General features: G+C 61.6%; 17 protein-coding genes. 2 read left to right on the top strand and 15 right to left on the bottom strand.

Translation table 11 applies throughout. From position 1 onward, the window contains the following. Positions 1-407 precede the first annotated feature (407 nt). The 11 genes from AC1MFI_RS07680 to AC1MFI_RS07630 form a co-directional block, all read right to left on the bottom strand. Positions 408-1,151, bottom strand: a complete 744-nt coding sequence (locus AC1MFI_RS07680; protein WP_479820533.1) for a GolD/DthD family dehydrogenase — start codon at positions 1,149-1,151, stop codon at positions 408-410. A gap of 88 nt (positions 1,152-1,239) precedes the next feature. After that, positions 1,240-2,109 carry an inositol monophosphatase family protein gene (locus AC1MFI_RS07675; RefSeq protein WP_479820532.1) on the bottom strand — a complete coding sequence of 290 codons (870 nt, stop codon included), beginning with the start codon at positions 2,107-2,109 and terminating at the stop codon, positions 1,240-1,242. Positions 2,110-2,175: 66 nt separating this feature from the next. Beyond that, positions 2,176-3,207, bottom strand: coding sequence for a zinc-dependent alcohol dehydrogenase (locus tag AC1MFI_RS07670; RefSeq protein WP_479820531.1), 1,032 nt, complete (start codon positions 3,205-3,207; stop codon positions 2,176-2,178). A 2-nt stretch (positions 3,208-3,209) separates the two neighbouring features. Continuing rightward, complete coding sequence (locus AC1MFI_RS07665) at positions 3,210-3,968, bottom strand: SDR family NAD(P)-dependent oxidoreductase (protein ID WP_479820530.1); 759 nt, start codon at positions 3,966-3,968, stop codon at positions 3,210-3,212. Positions 3,969-3,979: 11 nt separating this feature from the next. Next, entirely contained in the window at positions 3,980-5,017 is a 1,038-nt protein-coding gene (locus AC1MFI_RS07660; RefSeq protein WP_479820529.1) for an NAD(P)-dependent alcohol dehydrogenase, read from the bottom strand. Continuing rightward, entirely contained in the window at positions 5,007-5,702 is a 696-nt protein-coding gene (locus tag AC1MFI_RS07655) for a beta/alpha barrel domain-containing protein (RefSeq protein ID WP_479820528.1), read from the bottom strand. The genes AC1MFI_RS07660 and AC1MFI_RS07655 overlap by 11 nt, the downstream gene beginning before the upstream one ends. Continuing rightward, positions 5,699-7,168, bottom strand: coding sequence for a xylulokinase (gene xylB / locus AC1MFI_RS07650; protein WP_479820527.1), 1,470 nt, complete (start codon positions 7,166-7,168; stop codon positions 5,699-5,701). Before xylB ends, AC1MFI_RS07655 begins: the two co-directional genes overlap by 4 nt. Before the next feature lie 9 nt (positions 7,169-7,177). Next, positions 7,178-7,804: an SIS domain-containing protein gene (locus AC1MFI_RS07645; protein ID WP_479820526.1), complete on the bottom strand. Its 627-nt coding sequence runs from the start codon at positions 7,802-7,804 to the stop codon at positions 7,178-7,180. Between the two features lie 82 nt (positions 7,805-7,886). Further along, positions 7,887-8,960, bottom strand: coding sequence for a substrate-binding domain-containing protein (locus AC1MFI_RS07640; protein WP_479820525.1), 1,074 nt, complete (start codon positions 8,958-8,960; stop codon positions 7,887-7,889). 46 nt (positions 8,961-9,006) lie between these two features. Further along, entirely contained in the window at positions 9,007-9,990 is a 984-nt protein-coding gene (locus AC1MFI_RS07635; protein WP_479820524.1) for an ABC transporter permease, read from the bottom strand. A 19-nt stretch (positions 9,991-10,009) separates the two neighbouring features. Further along, the gene (locus AC1MFI_RS07630) at positions 10,010-11,566 is read right to left on the bottom strand and encodes a sugar ABC transporter ATP-binding protein (RefSeq protein WP_479820523.1); all 1,557 of its coding nucleotides are present in this window, start codon (positions 11,564-11,566) and stop codon (positions 10,010-10,012) included. A 169-nt stretch (positions 11,567-11,735) separates the two neighbouring features. Here AC1MFI_RS07630 and AC1MFI_RS07625 point away from each other — a divergent pair, with 169 nt between their 5' ends. Next, a complete protein-coding gene (locus AC1MFI_RS07625) occupies positions 11,736-12,641 on the top strand; it encodes a sugar-binding transcriptional regulator (protein ID WP_479820522.1) in 906 nt (301 codons plus the stop codon). A 137-nt stretch (positions 12,642-12,778) separates the two neighbouring features. Here AC1MFI_RS07625 and AC1MFI_RS07620 read toward each other — a convergent pair whose 3' ends face one another. Further along, positions 12,779-13,240: a DUF4913 domain-containing protein gene (locus AC1MFI_RS07620; RefSeq protein WP_479820521.1), complete on the bottom strand. Its 462-nt coding sequence runs from the start codon at positions 13,238-13,240 to the stop codon at positions 12,779-12,781. A 4-nt stretch (positions 13,241-13,244) separates the two neighbouring features. Further along, on the bottom strand, positions 13,245-14,888 hold the full coding sequence (locus tag AC1MFI_RS07615; RefSeq protein ID WP_479820520.1) for a type IV secretory system conjugative DNA transfer family protein: 1,644 nt from the start codon (positions 14,886-14,888) through the stop codon (positions 13,245-13,247). 203 nt (positions 14,889-15,091) lie between these two features. Here AC1MFI_RS07615 and AC1MFI_RS07610 point away from each other — a divergent pair, with 203 nt between their 5' ends. Then, positions 15,092-16,138 carry an FAD-dependent monooxygenase gene (locus tag AC1MFI_RS07610; protein WP_479820519.1) on the top strand — a complete coding sequence of 349 codons (1,047 nt, stop codon included), beginning with the start codon at positions 15,092-15,094 and terminating at the stop codon, positions 16,136-16,138. Positions 16,139-16,659: 521 nt separating this feature from the next. Here the strand turns inward: AC1MFI_RS07610 and AC1MFI_RS07605 are convergent. Beyond that, entirely contained in the window at positions 16,660-17,247 is a 588-nt protein-coding gene (locus AC1MFI_RS07605) for an NAD(P)H-dependent oxidoreductase (RefSeq protein ID WP_479820518.1), read from the bottom strand. A 436-nt stretch (positions 17,248-17,683) separates the two neighbouring features. Then, positions 17,684-18,961: a DUF3500 domain-containing protein gene (locus AC1MFI_RS07600; protein ID WP_479820517.1), complete on the bottom strand. Its 1,278-nt coding sequence runs from the start codon at positions 18,959-18,961 to the stop codon at positions 17,684-17,686.

Below are 18,961 nucleotides of genomic sequence, written 5' to 3'. Positions count from 1 at the left end.
GCCGGTCGTCGAACGCGACACTAGGCCTACATTGAGATTAGCTGTGGGCACCGACATCTCCATCAATAGGCTCTTTACTCACCAACGGCATTGCAAGCATTACGAGCCAGCGCGTCCGTCATGGCGCGGAGGCCGAGGCGGCCGGTTAATTCGCACCAGCTGCGAACATGCCAGGGTAAAATTGACATAAGATAGGTTATCGGCGATTAGGGCCCAACATCGGGTGTCGACCGTTCGGATGGTGATTGCCGCTCAAAGGAGTGCCCTGGAAACCAGCCCACTCAAGTCTAACTTCGCGACATTGGGTGGCATTTTTTCGGGCCAGCGACACCAACGAAGCTTTAACCATCGGAGAGCAGGAACAAGGCTTAACGATGACCGAGTAGTTTCACTGTTGTAGGTGCCGCTTAGACAGTAGTGAAGCCGCCGTCTATTAGGACGTTGGTGCCGGTGATCATTGCGGCGGAATCGCTCGCGAGATAAGCGATGAGGGAAGCTATCTCATCGGGTCGAGCGAACCTCCCGACTGGGATCGCTTGTCTCGCCTTCTCTCCTTTTTCTCCTGCCCAGGCCTTCAGCCCGAGGGGGGTTTCAACAACAGTTGGAGAAACAGCGTTGACGGTGACCCCTCTGGGTGCCCATTCCAAGGACAGGACGTGAGTGAGTCCCACAAGGGCGGCTTTGGAAGCACAGTAGGCGGCATGTTGGTCGAGGCCGATGACAGCTGCTTGAGAGGCTAGATTGATAATGCGGCCGTAACCGGCCTCGATCATGGCGCGGCCAGCGGCTTGGGCCATGTAGAAGCTGGCGCTGAGGTTGACATCCATTGTGGCTTGCCAACGCTCTGCTGGGACATCCACTGCAGGATCCAGCAGAGCGATGCCAGCCGAGTTCACTAGAATATGAGGTGTGCCAGTTACCCGTATGGCTTCCGCAATGACCTCTACGGCTGCGTCCGGGGCAGTGAGGTTCCGGCAGATGGCGTGATGACCGGTCCCGGGCAACTCCGCCATAAGAGCGCTAACGCGATCGGAAAGGTCGACACCGATTACGCGGGCTCCGCGCGAAGCGAAATGGTGCGCTACATCGTATCCGATCCCACTTGCCGCACCGGTCACGACTGCGATGCGACCTTCAAAACCTTGTTCCATTGCTCTTACCCTTCGTAGGCGGAATTTTCTCGAACCTTTTCGCGCGGGGATCTCTTGGCACCAAACTTATAGCGCCTATTGGTTGGCTTTACCGGCTTCGTGCTCGACCCGGATGGGGGTAATAGACGTACAACTCTTTCAGCACCGTTTCGAGTTGTGTAAAGGTGGCCGGGGGCGCAGCTATGAGTATTTCACTACTCTCTGGTTGGCCATCGAAGCCACCGACTGTAGCTCCTGCTTCCCGGGCAATGATCGAACCCGCGGCGTGGTCCCAAGGATTTACGAAGGACTCGTAGTATGCGTTAGCTCGTCCGCTTGCCACTGCGCAGAGGTCTACGGCTGCAGAGCCTGACCGACGCATGTCGCGAACGCTGCCCATAAGACCACTAAGAATCTCGGCCTGCCGGACCCGACTCTCGGCTGAGTACGTAAATCCGGTGGCGACCAGACTCATTGCCAAATTTGAGGCTTCGACGGCCCTAATCGGTTTGCCATTAAGCGTTGCACCTTGGCCGAGGGCGGCCGTGTACGTTTCCCGTAGGGGCGGAATTACTACAGCGCCAGCCAATAGTTTCCAGGACCTAGGGTCCGGTTCGCCTTCGACCACGGCGACGCTGACAGCCCAAAAGGGCAGGTCATAGAGGTAATTGACGGTGCCATCGATCGGGTCCACAATCCACGTCAGGCCACTACTTCCTCCAGATGATCCGCTTTCTTCACCGAGGAAGGCGTCATTGGGGCGAGCGTCGGAGAGTGAGTGCCGAATGTACTTCTCGGTTTCGTGATCGGCCTCAGTGACGACATCTTCTGGCGACGACTTAGACTCCAACAGAGCGACCCCGGCCCGCCTACGACGCAGCGCATTTGCTCCCGCGTTCGCAGCGATCTCAGCAGCAAGAGTGCGGAGTTCGTCGTTGCCTTGTGCGTGGTGGATATGGGATTCCTGATGGCTGAACATGAGTAGTGTTCCTTTCTGTGAAGGCCAGCCCTGTAACGGGCTGGCCCCCAACACCTGCGGGACTTGTCAGGAACCCACCGTAATCAGGACCTTGACCTGCTCGGGATCATCAGAGGTACGGAAAGCCTCTGCTGCCTGTTCTATGTCGAACATTGCGGTCACGACCTCTTCATGCGGGAAAGGCTTCTCGCGAAGCAGTTCGATCGCCGCAAGGACGTCCTTGCGCACGAACATCAAATTGCCCATGATGGTCAACTCACGGTCCTGTACCAGGTCGAGATCGATAACTGTTGGGCCTGCTGGAACACCGACCGTCATCAGTGATCCGCCCTTGTCGAGTACCTCGATGGCCAGGTGAACCGTGGACTCACGAGAGACGCAGTCGAAGGCTACGTGCGCTTTGCCCTGCAGAGCCGCTAGGGCCTCTTCTGCGGCATTCGAGGAGCTGGAGTTGAAGCTGCCATGGGCACCGAGGCGAATGGCCCGATCCATTTTCGACTGGAGGATGTCGGCAACGACGACCCGCTCGGCGCCAGCATGAAGAGCCGCAATCGCTGTGAACAGACCGATCGGCCCGGCACCCAGTACGACTACCCTCTTACCGGTGAGGTCGCCTGCGCGCCGCACAGCATGCATCGGGGTGGACATGGGCTCGATCAACGCGGCCCACTTGTCCTCCAAGTCATCCGGCAACGGGATCACGCGGTCGCTGGCGATGGTAAACATGTCAGTCATACCGCCCGGTGTCTGACAGCCGAACACTTCGAGCTTGGAGCAGATGTTGTACCGGCCCTCGCGGCACTGGTCACATTCTCCGCACGCGAGGTTCGGTTCGATAACGACCCGCTTGCCGTTCAGGATGTCGTCGACGTCGCTGCCGACGCCGATCACAGTGCCCACCACTTCGTGGCCTGGCCAAAAGGGCAGCGACATGAAGGGGTGACGACCGTGTGCGGCGTGCATGTCAGACCCACAGATACCGACGATTGTGCTGCGGACGAGCACCTCGTTCTTGTTTGGGTGTGGTGTCGGAACGCTCTCGATGGCGATGTCGTCGAAGTTGTTGACGACGATCCGCCGGATTGCTTGCTCGCTCATGGTCATACCGCCGTATATCCGCCGTCGGCAACGAGTACCGAGCCTGTGATGAAGGAAGCGGCGTCGCTGGCGAGGAAGACTACCGCGGGGGCAATTTCTTCAGGCAGTGCGAACCGTTGCTGGGGTGCGTCCTCGACCCAGTAACGCTGGAAGTCAGGGCGATCAACCGGGGCCATTTCGGTCTTGACGTAGCCGGGGGCGACAGCATTGACGCGGATGTTGTGGGGTGCCCACTCGACGGCGAGGGACTTCGTCAGGTGGTGAACGGCGGCCTTGGAAGCGTTGTAGGCGGGCTGCCACTGCGGCCTATTCACAATGAGTCCTGACATGCTCCCGATGTTCACGATGGAGCCGGAGCCTTTGTCGCGCATGTGCCCGCCCACCGAGACGCTCGTCTTCCACAGCGCCCGAACGTTCAGCCCGAAGACGTCGTCCCACTCCTGGTCGGTGACGTCAAATGAGGGGTTGTGGTAGCAGGTGCCCGCGTTGTTGACGAGGATGTCGATGACTCCCAGACCGGTGATGGCCTCGTCCTTCATGCGCGTGACTTGCTCGTCATCGGTGATATCGGCGGTGATCGTCACGAATTCGTATCCTGCCTCCTTCGCCTCGGTAGCGACCTGGGCGTTGCGCTCGGCGCTACGGCCAGCGATGGCAACCTTGGCTCCTGCTTCTGCCAAGCCGAATGCGAACGCTTTGCCCAGTCCTTGGTTTCCACCGGTAACGAGGGCCGTTTTTCCTGTCAGTGAGAACGATGACACGGGATTTCCTTTCACTTGGAGGGGTATACGACGGATTTGAGGGAGGCAGGGTCCTGATCGCTCTCGAGAGCTTGTTCGACTTCGTCGAGTCCGAATCGGCCGGTAACGAGGGAGTCGAGGTCAATCAGGCCGCTGGAGACCAGGTGGATTGCTGCTGGCCAGGTGTCGGTATAACGGAAGATTCCCGTGACATTGATTTCGTAGTTCTGGATGTGTTCTACCGGCAGGGTCATTTCGGAGTTTCCGAGCCCGACAAGCACCACGTGCCCGGCCGGACGTACAGCCTTGATGCCGGCGGTTACTGCGCGCGGGGCTCCACTGGCATCGATGAACGCGTTGACGTCCAAGCCAGCGGTGGCGACGTCGACGGCGGCCGGGTCGATGACGCGGGTCGCGCCGTAGGTGAGGGCGCGTTCGCGTCGTTCCGGGACAAGATCGGTGACGATGATTTCGGATGCTCCGAAGGCCTTGGCAGTCTGTGCGCAGATGATCCCAATGGGTCCAGCTCCGGCAATGAGGACACTGCTGCCGGGTACGACATGTGCCTTACGCATGGTGGTGATTGCGACGGACAGGGGTTCCAGAAGTGCTGCTGCCTCGTCGGTGAGATTGTCTGGAATGGCGTGAGCGAAAGTGCCTTGGATGACCGCGTATTCAGCGAAGGCACCATCGACCGGCGGGGTGGCGTAGAACTCCATGTGGCGGCAGAGGTTGTAGAGCCCGCCACGGCATTCCCGGCACTTACCGCACGGCCGCTGGGGCTCGATGGCCACTCTCAGGCCGACACGGGACGGGTCGACGTTCGCCCCTGCAGCGACCACGGTGCCGGATACTTCGTGGCCCAGCACGAGCGGTGAGTCAACGACGAAATCACCGATCCGGCCGTGCCTGTAGTAGTGCACGTCCGATCCGCACACCCCGACGGCTGCGATCTTGACGAGGACCTCGTCGGCGCCGTAGGCAGGAAGACTTCGGTCTTCAATGATGAGGTTCTTTGTGCCCATCAGCACGCTGGTGCGCATGGTCTTGGGGAGGGTATTAGTCGACATGAAATGCCTTTCCGATCGTGGTGGTCGATGTGAACAGGGCCCTACCGGAAACGAGGATGCTAGCTCCGTGGGCCAGGCCGTCGGTTGCGACGACTTGGGTGACACCGCCGTCGATGCCTACGGTCGTCGTCGGTGAGAGAGCAGCTACCTTCCGTAATTGCGCGGGGTCCGCTTCGTGGCGTGTGCCGGACTTGATGAGCATCACCAGTGCACCGTCAAATCCCTCTTCGAGGACCGGGTCAGCATCGACGCTGATTTCTGCCCAGATCGATACGTGAGCTTCGCGTAGACCGGACACCAGCGCAGCGAAAGTTTCGGCGGCCTCCGGTGAGAGCGCCAGTGTTGTGGCTTGGGCCCGTCTTGAGGCTTGAAGTGCTGCCGCTGCTGCTTCGCCTACGGGCTCGGTGACAGCACCAGGAGGAAGAATGAGATGAACATCAAGAAGCGCTGCCGGGGCTGCTGCACGGATGGCCAGCAGCTCCTGCGGTGTGATACCGACCTGCTCCCCGTCCTCGCTGATGATGACGTCGGCGTGTACTCGGTGGCCCTGTGCGGTGAGGAGGTGCGCAGCTTTAACCCGTTGTGCCGGCGGAACGGGGTACAAGCTGCCACTGATTGTTCCCGGCTCGAATTGTGCGGCCCAAACGTTAAGGACGATTACAGGAGCATGCGTCGCGTCGATCATGGCTTGTCATCCAGCTCTGTCACGTCAGCAACTCGCAAATAGTCAGCAAAGGCCTGATCCCGTGATGCGGTGCGCGGCTCGGCGACTTGAGTCATGGTCGGCGTCCATGCGTCGCGGATTTCCTTCACTGTGCGCTGCGTTGCCACGGCCGCTGCCTGCACTGCTGCTCCCCTAGCGGTGGCTTCCCCCTCATTGGGGACCAGAATCGGCCTGCTGGTGATATCCGAAAGAATCTGCTGGTAGCCCCTCGAGCGGGCACCTCCACCCACCGCGATGATCCGCCCGGAGGTATCAACACCGACGCGTTCAAGGTTCTTCTGCCCCCGATACAGTCCGAACACGACTCCTTCGAAAGCGGCACGGGCCACTTCCTCACGGGTGGTGGCTGTGGTGATACCGGCGAGCATGCCAGAGGCAGAGGGCCGGTTGGGGGTTCGTTCTCCGTCGAGGAAGGCTGCCAGTGAAGGTCCGGAGCTGTTGGGGGCGCTCAGGGCAAGATTGGCCATCTCATCCTGGCTTGCTCCCAGGATGCGAGCGAAAGTATCAGTTACCTTGGCGGCATTTAGGGTGCATACCAGCGGCATGTACTCGTTGGTCATGTCGGCTACACCGTTGACCAGGCCTTCGGCGTCGTAGACCGCGTCCGGATGGACGCCGGAGACGACTCCTGAGGTGCCGAAGGAATAGACAACATCGCTGCGCTGCATACCCAGACCCAGTGCCGCTGCGTGCTGATCCCCTCCCCCAGCACCAACTGTCACCGTTCCGGTGAGTCCAAGTTCTTCAAGAATCTCTCCACGCACCTCACCGGCGACTTCGTCCGGGTCGAGCACCTCCGGGAGCATCGCTTCCCAGTCCCGGTCAGCGATGTGCTTTAGGAAGTGTGGAAGGTAACTGTTCGTTGCTGAGTCGAAATATCCGGTCCCGGATGCCTCGGATCGGTCGGTCACGTACCGTCCCGTGAGTCGGAACGTCAGGTAGTCGTGTGGAAGGAGGATACGGCGCAACCTCTGAAAATTGGCAGGCTCCGATTCGGCGAGCCATGCCACTTTAGAAATCGTAAATGCCGCTGTCGGCAGGGACCCGATGGCCCGAATGAAAGCCTGGTCCCCAATTTGGCGCATGAGCTTCACGAGCTGTGGGGCGGTCGTGGTGTCGTTCCACAGTTTTGCCGGTCGTATGACCTGATCTGAGTCATCGAGGGCGACAAAGCCGTGGCATTGACCGGCGACCGAGACGCCGACAATTTGGTCGGAGGACGCGCCAGCTTCGGCGACGGCTGAACGGAAGGCCTGTGTAAAGGCCGCCCACCACTGGTTGGGATCCTGCTCACTCAATGGTGGGAAAGTAGGCGTATGTGGGGCAGTTCCGGTTGCGACGAGAGATCCGTCGTCGGCATGGCGCAACTGCACCTTGCACGACTGGGTTGATGAGTCGACGCCGGCGACCAGCAAAGTTTTGCTCACGAGACAGTCCTACAAGTCAACGGCGGGAGGTAGATCGATCTGCTGACCCACGATCCCTCCGGGATGGATGTGAACAACCTCTTCCCAGGTGTGGCCGCGCAATGCCATAAGGACAGTTGCAAGAGCATCACCCCACGCTCCAGCGACGAGGGTAGAGCCCATAGCAATCAGCCCTCCCGGATCGGCGTTCACGGGGCTGGTTTTCACGGCAGCAACCGTTCGTGCGGCCTGAGCGAACGGTGAGTCGGTGTCTTCGGTTAGGGCGATTACCGGGATGCGCCGTTCTCCTAGGCGGGTAACCAGCTCGATGAGTTCGCTCGACTGTCCACCCTTCGAGAAAGCGATCACGAGGTCACCTTCGGTGATGGACCCCATCCCTCCATGGAGCGCATCCAGGCAGGAGAGATAGAACGCTGGTGTTCCAGAGACGGCCAAGAGGTGGGCGAGACGCTCGGCCATGATGCCGGATGTGCCGGTACCAGTCGTGATGATCTTGCCCGGAAGGTCCAGAATCTGCTGAACGATCTCGGCGAAAGTTTGGTCTATCTGCGCTGCAAGCCCTTCGACCGCCTGGGCTTCACGGAGTATCGCCGCGCGGGCGGCATCGACGATGGTACCGGTGCTGGTGCTCGACATAGCTAGGGGTCACCAATCTGAGGTAGTCGGGGCAGTTCGGGCAGCAGAGGGCCTGCTGCCCGAACCGGCAAGAAGGGCTCTGCTACTTGGTCTGGCCCGGGAGTCCCTCGTAAGCGACGTTGCCGCTTTCAAGGTTCTCGTTGGTGAGGTCGGTCAGGCCGGAGAGGAACTCCTCACGTTCGGTGACGACGTGCTTGATAGCATCCTCAACGTTCTCCTGCGTAATCGGCGGCATATCGTAGACGTATTCCTTTTCCGTCTCCTCGCCACGGGCAATCTTGGCGGCCACGGCAACGCCGGCCGACAGTTGAACGGTGCCGTTCTGGAGGGACGTGCCGATGAAGTCGCCGGCCTTCACGGCGGCCAGGCCATCCTCGATACCATCGATGCCGACCACGGGAACGTCCTGAAGCCCTGCTTCACGCAGTGCCTGAACGGCTCCCAAGCCCATGTCGTCGTTCTGCGAGATGACGCCGTCAATCTCGCCACCGAATGCAGAAATCCAGTTCTTCATCTTGTTGACGGCTTCTTCGCGGCTCCAGTTCGCTGTGTCTTTAGCGAGTACCTTGACGTCAGGGTTTTCGGCGAGGACCTGATCGATGCCCTTGCCGCGGTTGATCTCACCGGATCCACCCAGTGGCCCCTGCAAGATGACGACGTTGCCCTTGTTGCCGAGCTCCTCCATCATCATTTCCGCTTCCTGAGCGCCTGCCGCCACATCGTCGGGCTGCACGCTGGCTGTGATGTCCGGGTTGTTCAGGGTCGCATTGACGTCGAGGATAGGAATCCCTGCCGTCTTGGCGGCTGCGATCTGTGGCTGCAAAGTGTCGGCCTGGACTGGTACGACGATGATGGCGTCCACGCCTGCACTGACGTACTGGTCGACCTGACTTGCCTGCGTACTCACGTCATTGTTGGCGGAGTTCCAGAGAACTTCAATGTTGTTTTCCTCGGCGTACTTGTCGATGCCTTCCTTGCCTTCGGTGATGAAGGAGGACATGTTATAGACGGTGACGCCGATCCTGACGGGTTGCTCGCCGCCTTCAGATGCGTTTTGTGCGCTTGGGTCACCGGCGCCGCAGGCACCAAGCGTGAGCGCCAGGGTTCCTGTCGCAACCACGGCAGTCGCGCGGCGGAAGAGCGGGGTAATCTTCATTGATTTGATCTCCTGATATTTTCGGGGGTGGGCGGAAAAGTGGGTATTAGATCCGGCGCTTGCTAGCCCAGACATCAACGGCGACCGCGGCGATGATCAGCACGCCCTTGATGACGTCCTGCCAAAATGCGGGGACGGTGAGGATGTCCAAGCCGTTGTTGAGGGTCTGAATGAGTAGCAGGCCGAGGGCGGTGCCCCAGATGGTGCCGCGGCCACCCATGAGACTGGCTCCGCCGATAACAACGGCTGCGATTGCGTCCAGTTCGTAGCCTTGGCCGAGAGTGGGCGAGCCGCTGATAACTCGGGAGGAAAGCATGATGCCGGACAGGCCGGCGAGGGCGCCGCTAATTGCGTAGACACTGAACAGGACCCGTCCGGTCTTGACGCCCGCAATCTCCGACGCGAGCCTGTTGCCGCCAACGGCGTAGATCCTCAGCCCGTAGGTCGTCCGGCGCATCACCAGCCCGAATCCGACGATTCCCAGGATCATGAGAATGACGGGAATGGTCAGGCCCAAGATCTGGGTGTTTGCGATTTGACCGAAGGCCGCGGGCAGGCCGTTGATGGGTGCACCGCCGCCGACGACGAAGGCAAGTCCGGAAGCCAGTGTGAGCATGCCCAGGGTCGCGATGAACGGTGGCACGTTGATCAGTGCGATGACGGCTCCGTTGATGCTGCCGGCGATGAGACCGACGAGCACAGCGATGGGTACCGCTAGCCATACCTGATCAGGGAAAGACTTCGCGAAAAGTGCTCCGGACATGGCGCTGAGCGCGATGACGCTACCTACGGACAGGTCGATGCCGCCGGTGAGGATGACGAGGGTCTGCCCAAGAGCTATGAGGGCGAACGGGGCCGCCGCGATGAGGATGGTTGTAACGTTATCGACGGTTCCGAAACGAGCGCTGCGGTAGAGGAAGAAAGCGATCACAAGGATCATGACCAGGACCATTGCGTAGCGAATGGCCAGATTCTTAAACCATTCACCACTGAATCGCTGTGTGGTTGGGCTAGCTGTAATTGTCGTCATGGTTCGTTTCCTTCAAAATTTACTGGGACAGGCCGCTGGCGAGGCGGAAAATTTTCTCCTGCACGTCAGGTCGGTCGAGTTCTTCGCGGTTTAGTTCGCCCGCAACTTCTCCGCCCCGCATCACAAGGGCGCGATGGGACAAGCTGAGCACTTCAGGCATGTCGCTGGATGCCATAAGAACAGCCATCCCCTGCGACGCCAGTTCCACGATGATGCGGTAGATCTCGCTGCGGGCACCGACGTCGACGCCTCGCGTCGGCTCGTCCAGGAGCAGGACGTCCACGGGTCCTGTGAGCCAGCGGGCGAGAACGACCTTTTGCTGGTTGCCGCCGGAGAGGGTTTCCATCGGCTGCGTCAGTCCACGACTGCGGAGGTGAACTGATTCCGTTGCTTTCTGCACTGCTGCCCGCCGTGCGCCCTGTTTCAAAAAGCCAGCGACGGCGAAGTCGGAGAGTCTGGGCAAGCTGCCGTTGTCGAGGACATCCATCGACAGGACGGCCCCTGAGCCCTTGCGATCCTCAGGGACAATCGCGATTTTCGCCTTGATAGCAGCCGAAGGAGAATCTTTCTTCAAGGTGTTGCCTGATACTCGGACCTCTCCGTCCATAGTTCGACGCATTCCGAAAACGGTCTCTAACAGTTCTGTCCTCCCTGCACCGACGAGGCCTGCAAGTCCGACAATCTCCCCCCGTCGCACAGACAGGGATACGGGGCCACCCGCACCCTCCACCAGCACGTCGTTAACTTCGAGGATGACGTGCTCATCGGGAGTGTTGCGGTCAGGAAACAGGTCTTCCAGCTCGCGGCCAATCATGGCGGTGACGATGTCGTCGTCGTGCAGGTCAGCCAGTGCCTTGTCCAGAACAAGGCCTCCATCACGCAGAACCACTACCCGATCCGCGACGGCACGAATTTCTTCCATCTTGTGCGTAGTGAAAAGCAACGCCACACCGCGGTCCCGCAGACGACGCATGACAGACAGCAGACGCTCTACTTCACGTTCGGCGATAGCGCTAGAAGGCTCGTCGAGCAGAATGGCCCGAGCGCCGGTGTTGGTTGCCTTAATGATTTCGATGATCTGGCGCATCCCGACAGGCAAGCTGCCCATCCTGATCGTCGGGTCAATGTCCAAGCCAAATACTTCAAGGCTTTCTCGCGCTTGGACGATCATTGTTTTGCGCTGCAGGCCGAAGGGGCCCCGTAACTCACGTCCGATGAAGATGTTTTCGTAGACGCTCAAGTCCATCACGGACGCGAGCTCCTGAGGAACGATGCTGACGCCAAGGCGGTGAGCCAACTGGGCGTTTCCCGAAGGCAAGTTCTCGCCTCGTACAAACACATTCCCTACGTCGGGCCTGTACTGCCCCGAGGCAATCTTCATGAGAGTCGACTTACCAGCGCCATTCTCGCCGGCAAGAGCTGTGATGGTGCCTGGCTGCAAGGCCAAGGAAACCCTCTTGAGAACCGGTACCCCACCGAACGCTTTCTCGATGTCGCGGCACTCAAGAGTTGCTGGAGCATTCGGGTCTCCGTCAAGCAACGTCGCTAACTGGGCCCCGGCAGATGCGCTGGTCATATCTGTCCTTCCGCTGAGGACGCCATCGCCCTCCACTTGCTGGTGTGCAGAATGTAACCAGGAACACATCAAACGTGCAACACCTCCGCTCATATGAGCGTAAGAAGTGGTAGACTCTCCACATGAGGAAACGATTAGGACAGTGACCGGGCCGGAGGAACGGCTGCGGATGGCCTACGTCGCGCGGCGCTTCTACCGGGACGACGCAACACAGTCCGAGATAGCCGACGAAATTGCCGTCTCCCGGTTCAAAGTTGCACGGATGCTCGACCGCGCAAAGGAACTGGGAATCGTAAAATTTGAGATCAGTGCAGGCGAGCTAGTCGACACCGACCTCTCCCTAGACCTTCAAAAACGCTTCAGTCTGCGACGAGCAATCGTCGTGACGGCACCGGGCGACAGCCAGGACATTATGCGGGAGTACGTTGGGAAAGCTGCTGCTCACCTTCTCTCCGAAGTTGTTGAACAAGGCGATGTCGTGGGCTTCACCTCAGGACGCACCGTTTATGCCGTTGCGAGCTTCTTAGAGTCACTGGCATCCTGTGATGTTGTTGCGCTGTGTGGCGTCGCGGGACAGGCTACTGAACACGGAGTGGAAATTCTCCGACGCATACAGCGCATCGCCGGAGGGAAAATGTGGCCCATATTCGCGCCCCTGGTCGTTCGGGACCCATCGACCGCACAAGCACTTCTGCACGATCCACTCATCCATGAGGCATCTTCACGTTTTGCGCAAGTGACCAAAGGTGTTGTCGCGGTCGGGAGTTGGGATCCCCCCAATTCCCAGCTCTACGACGCGGCACATGAACTCGGGTATGCCAGCAGCCTGCTCGCCGAGGGTGTTGTGGGAGAAGTTGCTGCCACGCTCTTCGCCGAGGACGGGAGAATCATCAGCACCATCGATGATCGCACCATCGCCATCCGCGCAGAGTCTCTCAAAAAAATCCCCGAAGTCATTTGCGTGGGAGGCGGAGCGTCAAAAGCACGCGCCATGCGTGCCGCCATAGCAGCCGGTCTCGTGAACTCCGTCGTCACGGACGCCGCCCTGGCTCGCGAGCTACTCGCTTTGAAATAGTGCCTACCCATATCCCGAAGATCTCCCATTCCCGTGCGTTCTGGCGGCCGTGCCGACGTAGAACGGGGTGTTCCGCACCTGCCCATCTCGGACCTTCACTACGATCGCGCGTGTGTTGCCGAACGGAACTGCTTCGCTCACTGATTGGAGTAGAGGCCCTCCGGTGCCGGCACCACGGGTAGAGGCTTGTTTGCTGGTTTATGCTCCGTCGCTGTGCACCCTTGAAAGGGACCGGTGCCGGAGAAGAGGACGGTCATTGTGGGGTCGGCGTAGCTGTTCCACCAGTTCGCGAGTCCTGTTGTCGGGTCCGTGCGCAGTGCTTCCCATGCGCGCCAGAGCGCGTTGAGCCGATTGACGGCTTCCTTGTGCCGCCACCAGCTGGCGCACCAGGTGAACTCCGCACGACCGTACGACTCCACGGGCCGCTGATACTGGTGCACCAGGAACTCGGTCACGAACTCCTCGAGGTTGTTGAAGACCAGTTCGGGAGCAGGCTGCGCGGTCCCCTGAGCTCGGGAAACGCTATCGGTCTCGTGCTCCTCACCCGGGAATACGTCATCATCAGTGTCATCAGTGCCGAAGTGTGCCTGCAGGTCCACTCCCCTACTCCTTCACCATGGCCGACCAGCGATTACCGCCGGCCGCGACAGCAGGGCTGGCAGGAACCTCGGCAATGCCTTCCGCCACCGGAGGTGTCGCGGCAGCGGAGGCAGAGGCAACTCGTGTGCCGTTGTGAGCGGCTTCCGACGCCGCAACCTTGTCGGCGTAGGGACGGTCGCTGACTGGGACTGTGCGCAGCAGGACGGCGCGGGAGCCGGAGCCGAGCATGATGGCTCGGCCTTTGGGCATCGCGGCGAGGTCCGCGACGGAGAGGATGTCGTCGGTGGAGTCCTGGCGGCTTGTGGAGCGGCTGTCCTTCTGCCTTGAGGTCGATACCGAGGTGTATCGGTATTGGCCTACGAGGTCGGAGAGCATCTTCAGGAAGCCTTCTTCTTTGACGTTGCCGCCGTAGGTGAAGACGTTGGCCGTGGAGAACAGCTTTTTCATTCCGGACTCTCCCCAGACGTCGACGCCCTGAGACCAGGATTGTAGGAATGTAGAAACCACGATTCCTCGGGACCCGTAGTGGCTGTAGAGGTCGGGTAGGTTCTCCCATCGGCACACGTTCGCAGCCTCATCCAGGACACAGACCATCGGGACCGCGAGGCGACCACCGGGCTGGGTAGCTGCGTACTCCTCCGCCGCGGTGGCCGTGGCCACGGTCAACGACGTCACCAGCGGGCCTGCGGTGCCGGCGCCTTCCTTGGACAGCGCGTAGAGGGTGTTCTTGCCTTTGATGAAGTCCTCGGGCGTGAACTGCGGCCGCGGATCATTCGGACCGCTCGGATTCACCCAGGCGGCGATCTTCTCGTTCTTCAGGCACGTGGCCATCTGCCGTGCGGTGCCGTAGACGCCTTCGCGCTGCTTGTCCGGCAGCGCCATGGTGCTGCCCATCGAGTCGGCTTCCTTCCGCCATCCGGCGTCGAAGAGAAGACCGGCGACTTCCTGATTCTCGGAGTGGGAGAGCCACGAGTGGACCTGACTAATCGGCCGGCCGCTGACCGCGGCAGCGAGCAGGTACCCGGCCAGCAAGTCCTTGCCTGCGGTGTCGAAGTACGCGTCGCCGCCCTTCGCCCCGACGGAGCGCGAGCCGAGGGCGAAGTTGTTCGCCATCTCTGCGACGCGTTCGGCGTCGATCACGTAGCTGAGCGGGTTCCACCACCAGGTGGGCTTTTCGTTCGCGACGCCCTGCGGGTCGAAAATCCACACGTCGCCGTTCTCGGCACGGATGTCACGGGTCAGATCCGACAGGTCCCGCTTGTTCGACGTCGCGATCACCGGGCCGGGTGCCTCGATGATCGAGGGCGCGGCCTGCGTCGTGGTCTTACCGGTGCGGGTGCCCCAGATGTGCAGGAGCGTGTCCTCCCACGACGCGTACAGGGTGTTCCCGCCGCGCACCATGCGCCCGAGCATCACGCCCGGGGACGCATCGGAGGCTTCCATACCGAACCGGGCGGCTTTGGCTTTGACCTGCTTCTCGGTGAAGGGTGCGACGTCTTTGAGGGACGCCATCTTTATCGCGGCCCGGTCGTGCTTGACGTGTTTTCGGCCCTTGCGGATGCTCAGGACGATGTACAGCACGAACAGTGCCAGGAGCACCACGCCGGCGATGATCGCCAGCGTTATCTCCGTGGACCGCCACGGCATGATGCCGGTGAAGTTCCCCAGGGACCGGGGTTAGAACCCGGTCGGGATTCCTTCGGGCCGGGGTGCGAGCTGGTGCCCGAGGTGTTCAGCCCATACAGGGCTCCCGGGACGCCGACGAGGGCGACGATGAGGACGACCAGCAGGCCGGCCTCACTGCCGAGACCAGCTTTATGCTTTGACTACATGTGCAGTACGGTCTCGGCATGACGACAGCAATGGTGGTGGGCGCCGGGATCGCGGGACTCGCCGCCGCAGTGGGGCTGCGCCGTGCGGGGTTGTCCGTGCAGGTCCTGGAGCAGCGATCGGAACTACGCACCTCCGGGACAGCGGTCGTATTGCACCGGAGCGCAGTGAAGGGACTCGAATCCCTCGGACTGGGACCCGGTATCGCCACTCTGGCGATTCCACTGACCGGGCTTCAGCTCCGCACGCACACGGGTGTTCCGATCACACCGTCCCGACCCGGATCGGGCTCCGTATTGATCGAGCGGTCGGCGCTCGTCAATCTTCTGCGGGCCTCGCTGCCGGAACCGGTGGTCGCCCTGGGCCGACCCCTGGGGGTGCACGACCTTTCAGATGCACGCGCGCAGGCCGATCTCGTCGTAGCAGCCGACGGCGTACACAGCTCCCTGCGCCAGGAACTGTTCGGGCGTGCGTACCGCTCAACAGCCACCGGCACCACCGTGTGGCGCGGAACAGCGGACATGGCGACGACCGGCCTGACTGAATACTGGGGCCAACGACGACGCTTCGGTATCAGTGACCGCCCGGGCGGAGGAACGAACTGGTACGCGACGGCACGACTGCCGCCAACCCGGGCCGCATCGGTGCAACCGGACCCCGACGAGCTTCGACGGCTGTTCGGGCGCTGGAACGCTGCGGTAGCAGCAATACTTGCGAAGATCGACGAAGACACTGTCCTGCGGCACGAGATCCATCACCTGGCCCGAAGGTTGCCGCGATATCACCGCGGAAACGTAGCCCTCGTCGGTGATGCAGCCCATGCCATGACACCGGACCTCGGACGGGGCGCCAACGAAGCGATCCTTGACGCCCTGTCCCTGACGCGCAGTCTTGAGGCGGGCCGCGAGGTCGACGTCGCGCTGGCCGCCTACGACAGGTCCCGTCGCCGGGCGACCCAAGGGGCGGCGACCGGATCCGCGATCCTCGACACGCTCATCCACCGTGCGCTATTCCAGCCATCCGTGGAGACACCGGATGCGCCACCCACACCCTCCAAGGGCCGCTGAGCGGGCGGATGCGACTGCTCTGGCAGCTGATGGTCCGCCGGGCACACGAGGCGCTCCTGCAGGACCTGGTCGACACCCTCGACCGCGGATCTACGCGGCGACTGCTCAACGGTCCGGCGCACTGGTCTCCGTGCGCACGGTTCCTGCGCCGGATCAACCGAGCCCCTCCGCAATCCACCATCAGGAGAACAGGGCGGGGCTGACGGGATGCCGACCCGCCCATCTCAATCTCTCCCAACGTCGGCGAGGACGAGACGGGTCATCGCCTCAGCCGACGACCCGACCTTCATGTGCGTGGTCATCCCTGCCGCCGTGCTCATCGTGGGCTCGAGCTACTCCGTCATACTGTCGTCGCTTCCTCGACGGTCAGGCGCAGGCCCCACGAGGACGAACTGCCGTGCCGCAGGCTCCTTGATGTCAGAGATCTGCGATCAGCGCGCGGAGGGCTTCCAGATACCTGCGCTGCGGTCCTTGCCGTTGCGTTCCAGCACCGTTCTCCATCCGTTCCGGACTACGAGTCCCTACTCGGCGATGAACTGCCTGATTGCTGTGATGGCCTCGAGGGCCGCGCGCTCTCGGGCCTGGGTATCGTCGCTCTCGGACTCGTACACGAACCTTGTGACGCCGCGTCGACTGCCGCAGTAATCGATGATGCCGTGTTCTATCTGGGTCCGGAGCGCCTGTTCGTAGCCGTGCCGGTCGTACACGCCGGCATCGTCGCCGGCAACGGGTATCAGGTGCGTCGTGAGGTTCACGAGGTTACGTTTCATGCCGCCCTCCGTGCCGACATCGAATGCCCAGCCGTTGACGAAGACGCGGTCTATCCACCCCTTGAGCAGGGCAGGCATCGACCACCAGAAGACGGGGAAGATCAGGACGAGGTGTGCGACGCCGTCGAGCCTTCGTTGCTCAGCGGCGACGTCAGGGGCAAAATCGCCTCCGACGCGGTATGTGTGTCGATCGGCGAGAGTGAACCGTGGGTCGAAGCCTTCTGCTGCCAGGTCGACGAGCTCGACCGTCCCGGACCGCAGCGCCTTCTCGAGTTGGCTGGCGATGTGATGTGTCAGCGAATCAGGATCAGGATGAGCGGTCACGACGAGTGTCTTCACGCACCCATTGTGACCACAGCTCACACCAGATCAGCCCCTGACGCCCGTTCGCGTAACCGAGCGGATTCGCAGCGAAGACAGCAGCCACTCCGAAATGGGGCGCTCACCGCACCCTGGATCCCGGCGCCGAGACCGGCCACACGCTGTGCGATTGAAGACGCATCCGGCCCATCTCGATGGCGCCCGTGCATTCGCTCCGGCCCTGACGTGCCTGGCCATGCGGCATGCTGAAGGCGTTGCGTGTCTGTCGAGGGCCCTAACCCCCTTCGATCTGGCAGGTGTCGTTGCGAGCTGAAGGCTATGCCATCGACAGCCAACGCTGCAGCTCCCCGTTCCACCGGCTTCACCCTCGATCCCGAACCCCCGGTAGACCTTCAGCCGGCAGGTGCATCCGCCGTGCGGGTACCCCTGCTCTCGCTTGTAATCTCTCCCATTCCTATCCGTTGGGTGGCCCGCCGGGAGCTCCCATGCCGCCCACGCCGGTAGCTTCTTCCTGTGTGACGCTGCCGGCGTAGTCGTTGGTGGGGTCGCGGTAGATCGTGTGGATGTGTCCCCAGCCACCGGTCACGACGCCGGTGACGTCGGCGCCGGCCGATCCCTGCTGGTTGGAGAACTCGATGAAGACGTCAGGTCCGGAGATCTGGAAGTAGATGCCGTCGCCCTGGGTCATGTCGTAGACGGTGGCGCCGGACCAGTTGATGTAGGTCTCGTCGAGGGTCGCTTCGATCCCGGCGAGGGCGTCGGCAGTGGTCTGCTCGTCGGCCAGGCCCACCCAGTTCGCGATCACGTCGAGCAACAGCTGCTTCTGCTCGTCGGTGAGGTCCGAGCCGGCGATACCGGTACCGGTCGGGTAATCACAGGTGCCGCCTGGTGCACACGTCAGGTCGGAGACTTCGGTGCCCTGGTATACGACGGCCTGCTGCTCGGCGCTCAGGCTGTCGTAGAACGCGAACGCCGTCTCGTACATCCCCGACAGGGGTTGGACCTCCGTGCCGTCCGCTGCGGTGTAGACGGCGGGCTGGGATCCGAGGTGCGTGGGTGCGAAGGTGATGGCGTCGGCGGTGCCGTCCAGGGTGGCGTTGATGCCGAGGTGGTGGCCACCGAACTGGACCTCCCATGTGCCGGTGTCCGAGGGATCACCGAAGAAGGCGATGTAGTACTGGCCGAGGGAGGCCTCCGTGCTCGTGCTGTTCTCCAGGAGGTATCGGTCGCCGTTCATGATGCCGGTGACCTCTGCGTAGGCGTCGTCGCTGAGGAGGGATTCGAGGACTGCGAGGGCCGCGGTCTGCTGCTCCCCGGTCAGGTCGGTCAGGTTGATGCCGGCCCGCTCGACGAACGTCACCGGGAAGTTCGACCAGGACGTCGTCTTCGTCGAATCATCATAGGAGTAGAGGATCTGCTCCTGCTGTTCAGTCGTGAGTGTCGCAAGGAAGGCCTGCGCTGCTTCCGTGGTCCCCGTGATCGTTCCAGCGGTCGTCGCTACGCTGTCCGTCGTGGCGCTGTCCGTCGCCGCAGTGGCGGCGGCGGATGCCGTAGTGCTCGATGACGCGGTGGATCGGGCCGTGGCAACGGGAGAGGCGGTACCGGTGCCGGTCGAGGACGGGTCAGCCGGGGTGCTGCAGGCAGCCATGGCTCCGGCCAGGGTGAGGGCGGCGATCGAGGACGCGAAGCGGACCCGGAACCTTCGGGTCGAGAAGGGAGATGAAGTAGTCAT

The organism is Arthrobacter sp. BC5 (assembly GCF_056680255.1).
Note: the sequence above shows the minus strand (reverse complement) of the source record. Positions and strands in the feature narration are given on the sequence as shown.

What these genes read in the sequence shown, in the direction of transcription:
- AC1MFI_RS07680 (WP_479820533.1), bottom strand. Translation starts at nt 1,151, where the DNA reads ATGGAACAAGGTTTTGAAGGTCGCATCGCAGTCGTGACCGGTGCGGCA.
- AC1MFI_RS07675 (WP_479820532.1), bottom strand. Translation starts at nt 2,109, where the DNA reads ATGTTCAGCCATCAGGAATCCCATATCCACCACGCACAAGGCAACGAC.
- AC1MFI_RS07670 (WP_479820531.1), bottom strand. Translation starts at nt 3,207, where the DNA reads ATGAGCGAGCAAGCAATCCGGCGGATCGTCGTCAACAACTTCGACGAC.
- AC1MFI_RS07660 (WP_479820529.1), bottom strand. Translation starts at nt 5,017, where the DNA reads ATGTCGACTAATACCCTCCCCAAGACCATGCGCACCAGCGTGCTGATG.
- AC1MFI_RS07655 (WP_479820528.1), bottom strand. Translation starts at nt 5,702, where the DNA reads ATGATCGACGCGACGCATGCTCCTGTAATCGTCCTTAACGTTTGGGCC.
- AC1MFI_RS07645 (WP_479820526.1), bottom strand. Translation starts at nt 7,804, where the DNA reads ATGTCGAGCACCAGCACCGGTACCATCGTCGATGCCGCCCGCGCGGCG.
- AC1MFI_RS07640 (WP_479820525.1), bottom strand. Translation starts at nt 8,960, where the DNA reads ATGAAGATTACCCCGCTCTTCCGCCGCGCGACTGCCGTGGTTGCGACA.
- AC1MFI_RS07635 (WP_479820524.1), bottom strand. Translation starts at nt 9,990, where the DNA reads ATGACGACAATTACAGCTAGCCCAACCACACAGCGATTCAGTGGTGAA.
- AC1MFI_RS07630 (WP_479820523.1), bottom strand. Translation starts at nt 11,566, where the DNA reads ATGACCAGCGCATCTGCCGGGGCCCAGTTAGCGACGTTGCTTGACGGA.
- AC1MFI_RS07625 (WP_479820522.1), top strand. Translation starts at nt 11,736, where the DNA reads ATGGCCTACGTCGCGCGGCGCTTCTACCGGGACGACGCAACACAGTCC.
- AC1MFI_RS07615 (WP_479820520.1), bottom strand. Translation starts at nt 14,888, where the DNA reads ATGCCGTGGCGGTCCACGGAGATAACGCTGGCGATCATCGCCGGCGTG.
- AC1MFI_RS07610 (WP_479820519.1), top strand. Translation starts at nt 15,092, where the DNA reads ATGACGACAGCAATGGTGGTGGGCGCCGGGATCGCGGGACTCGCCGCC.
- AC1MFI_RS07600 (WP_479820517.1), bottom strand. Translation starts at nt 18,961, where the DNA reads ATGACTACTTCATCTCCCTTCTCGACCCGAAGGTTCCGGGTCCGCTTC.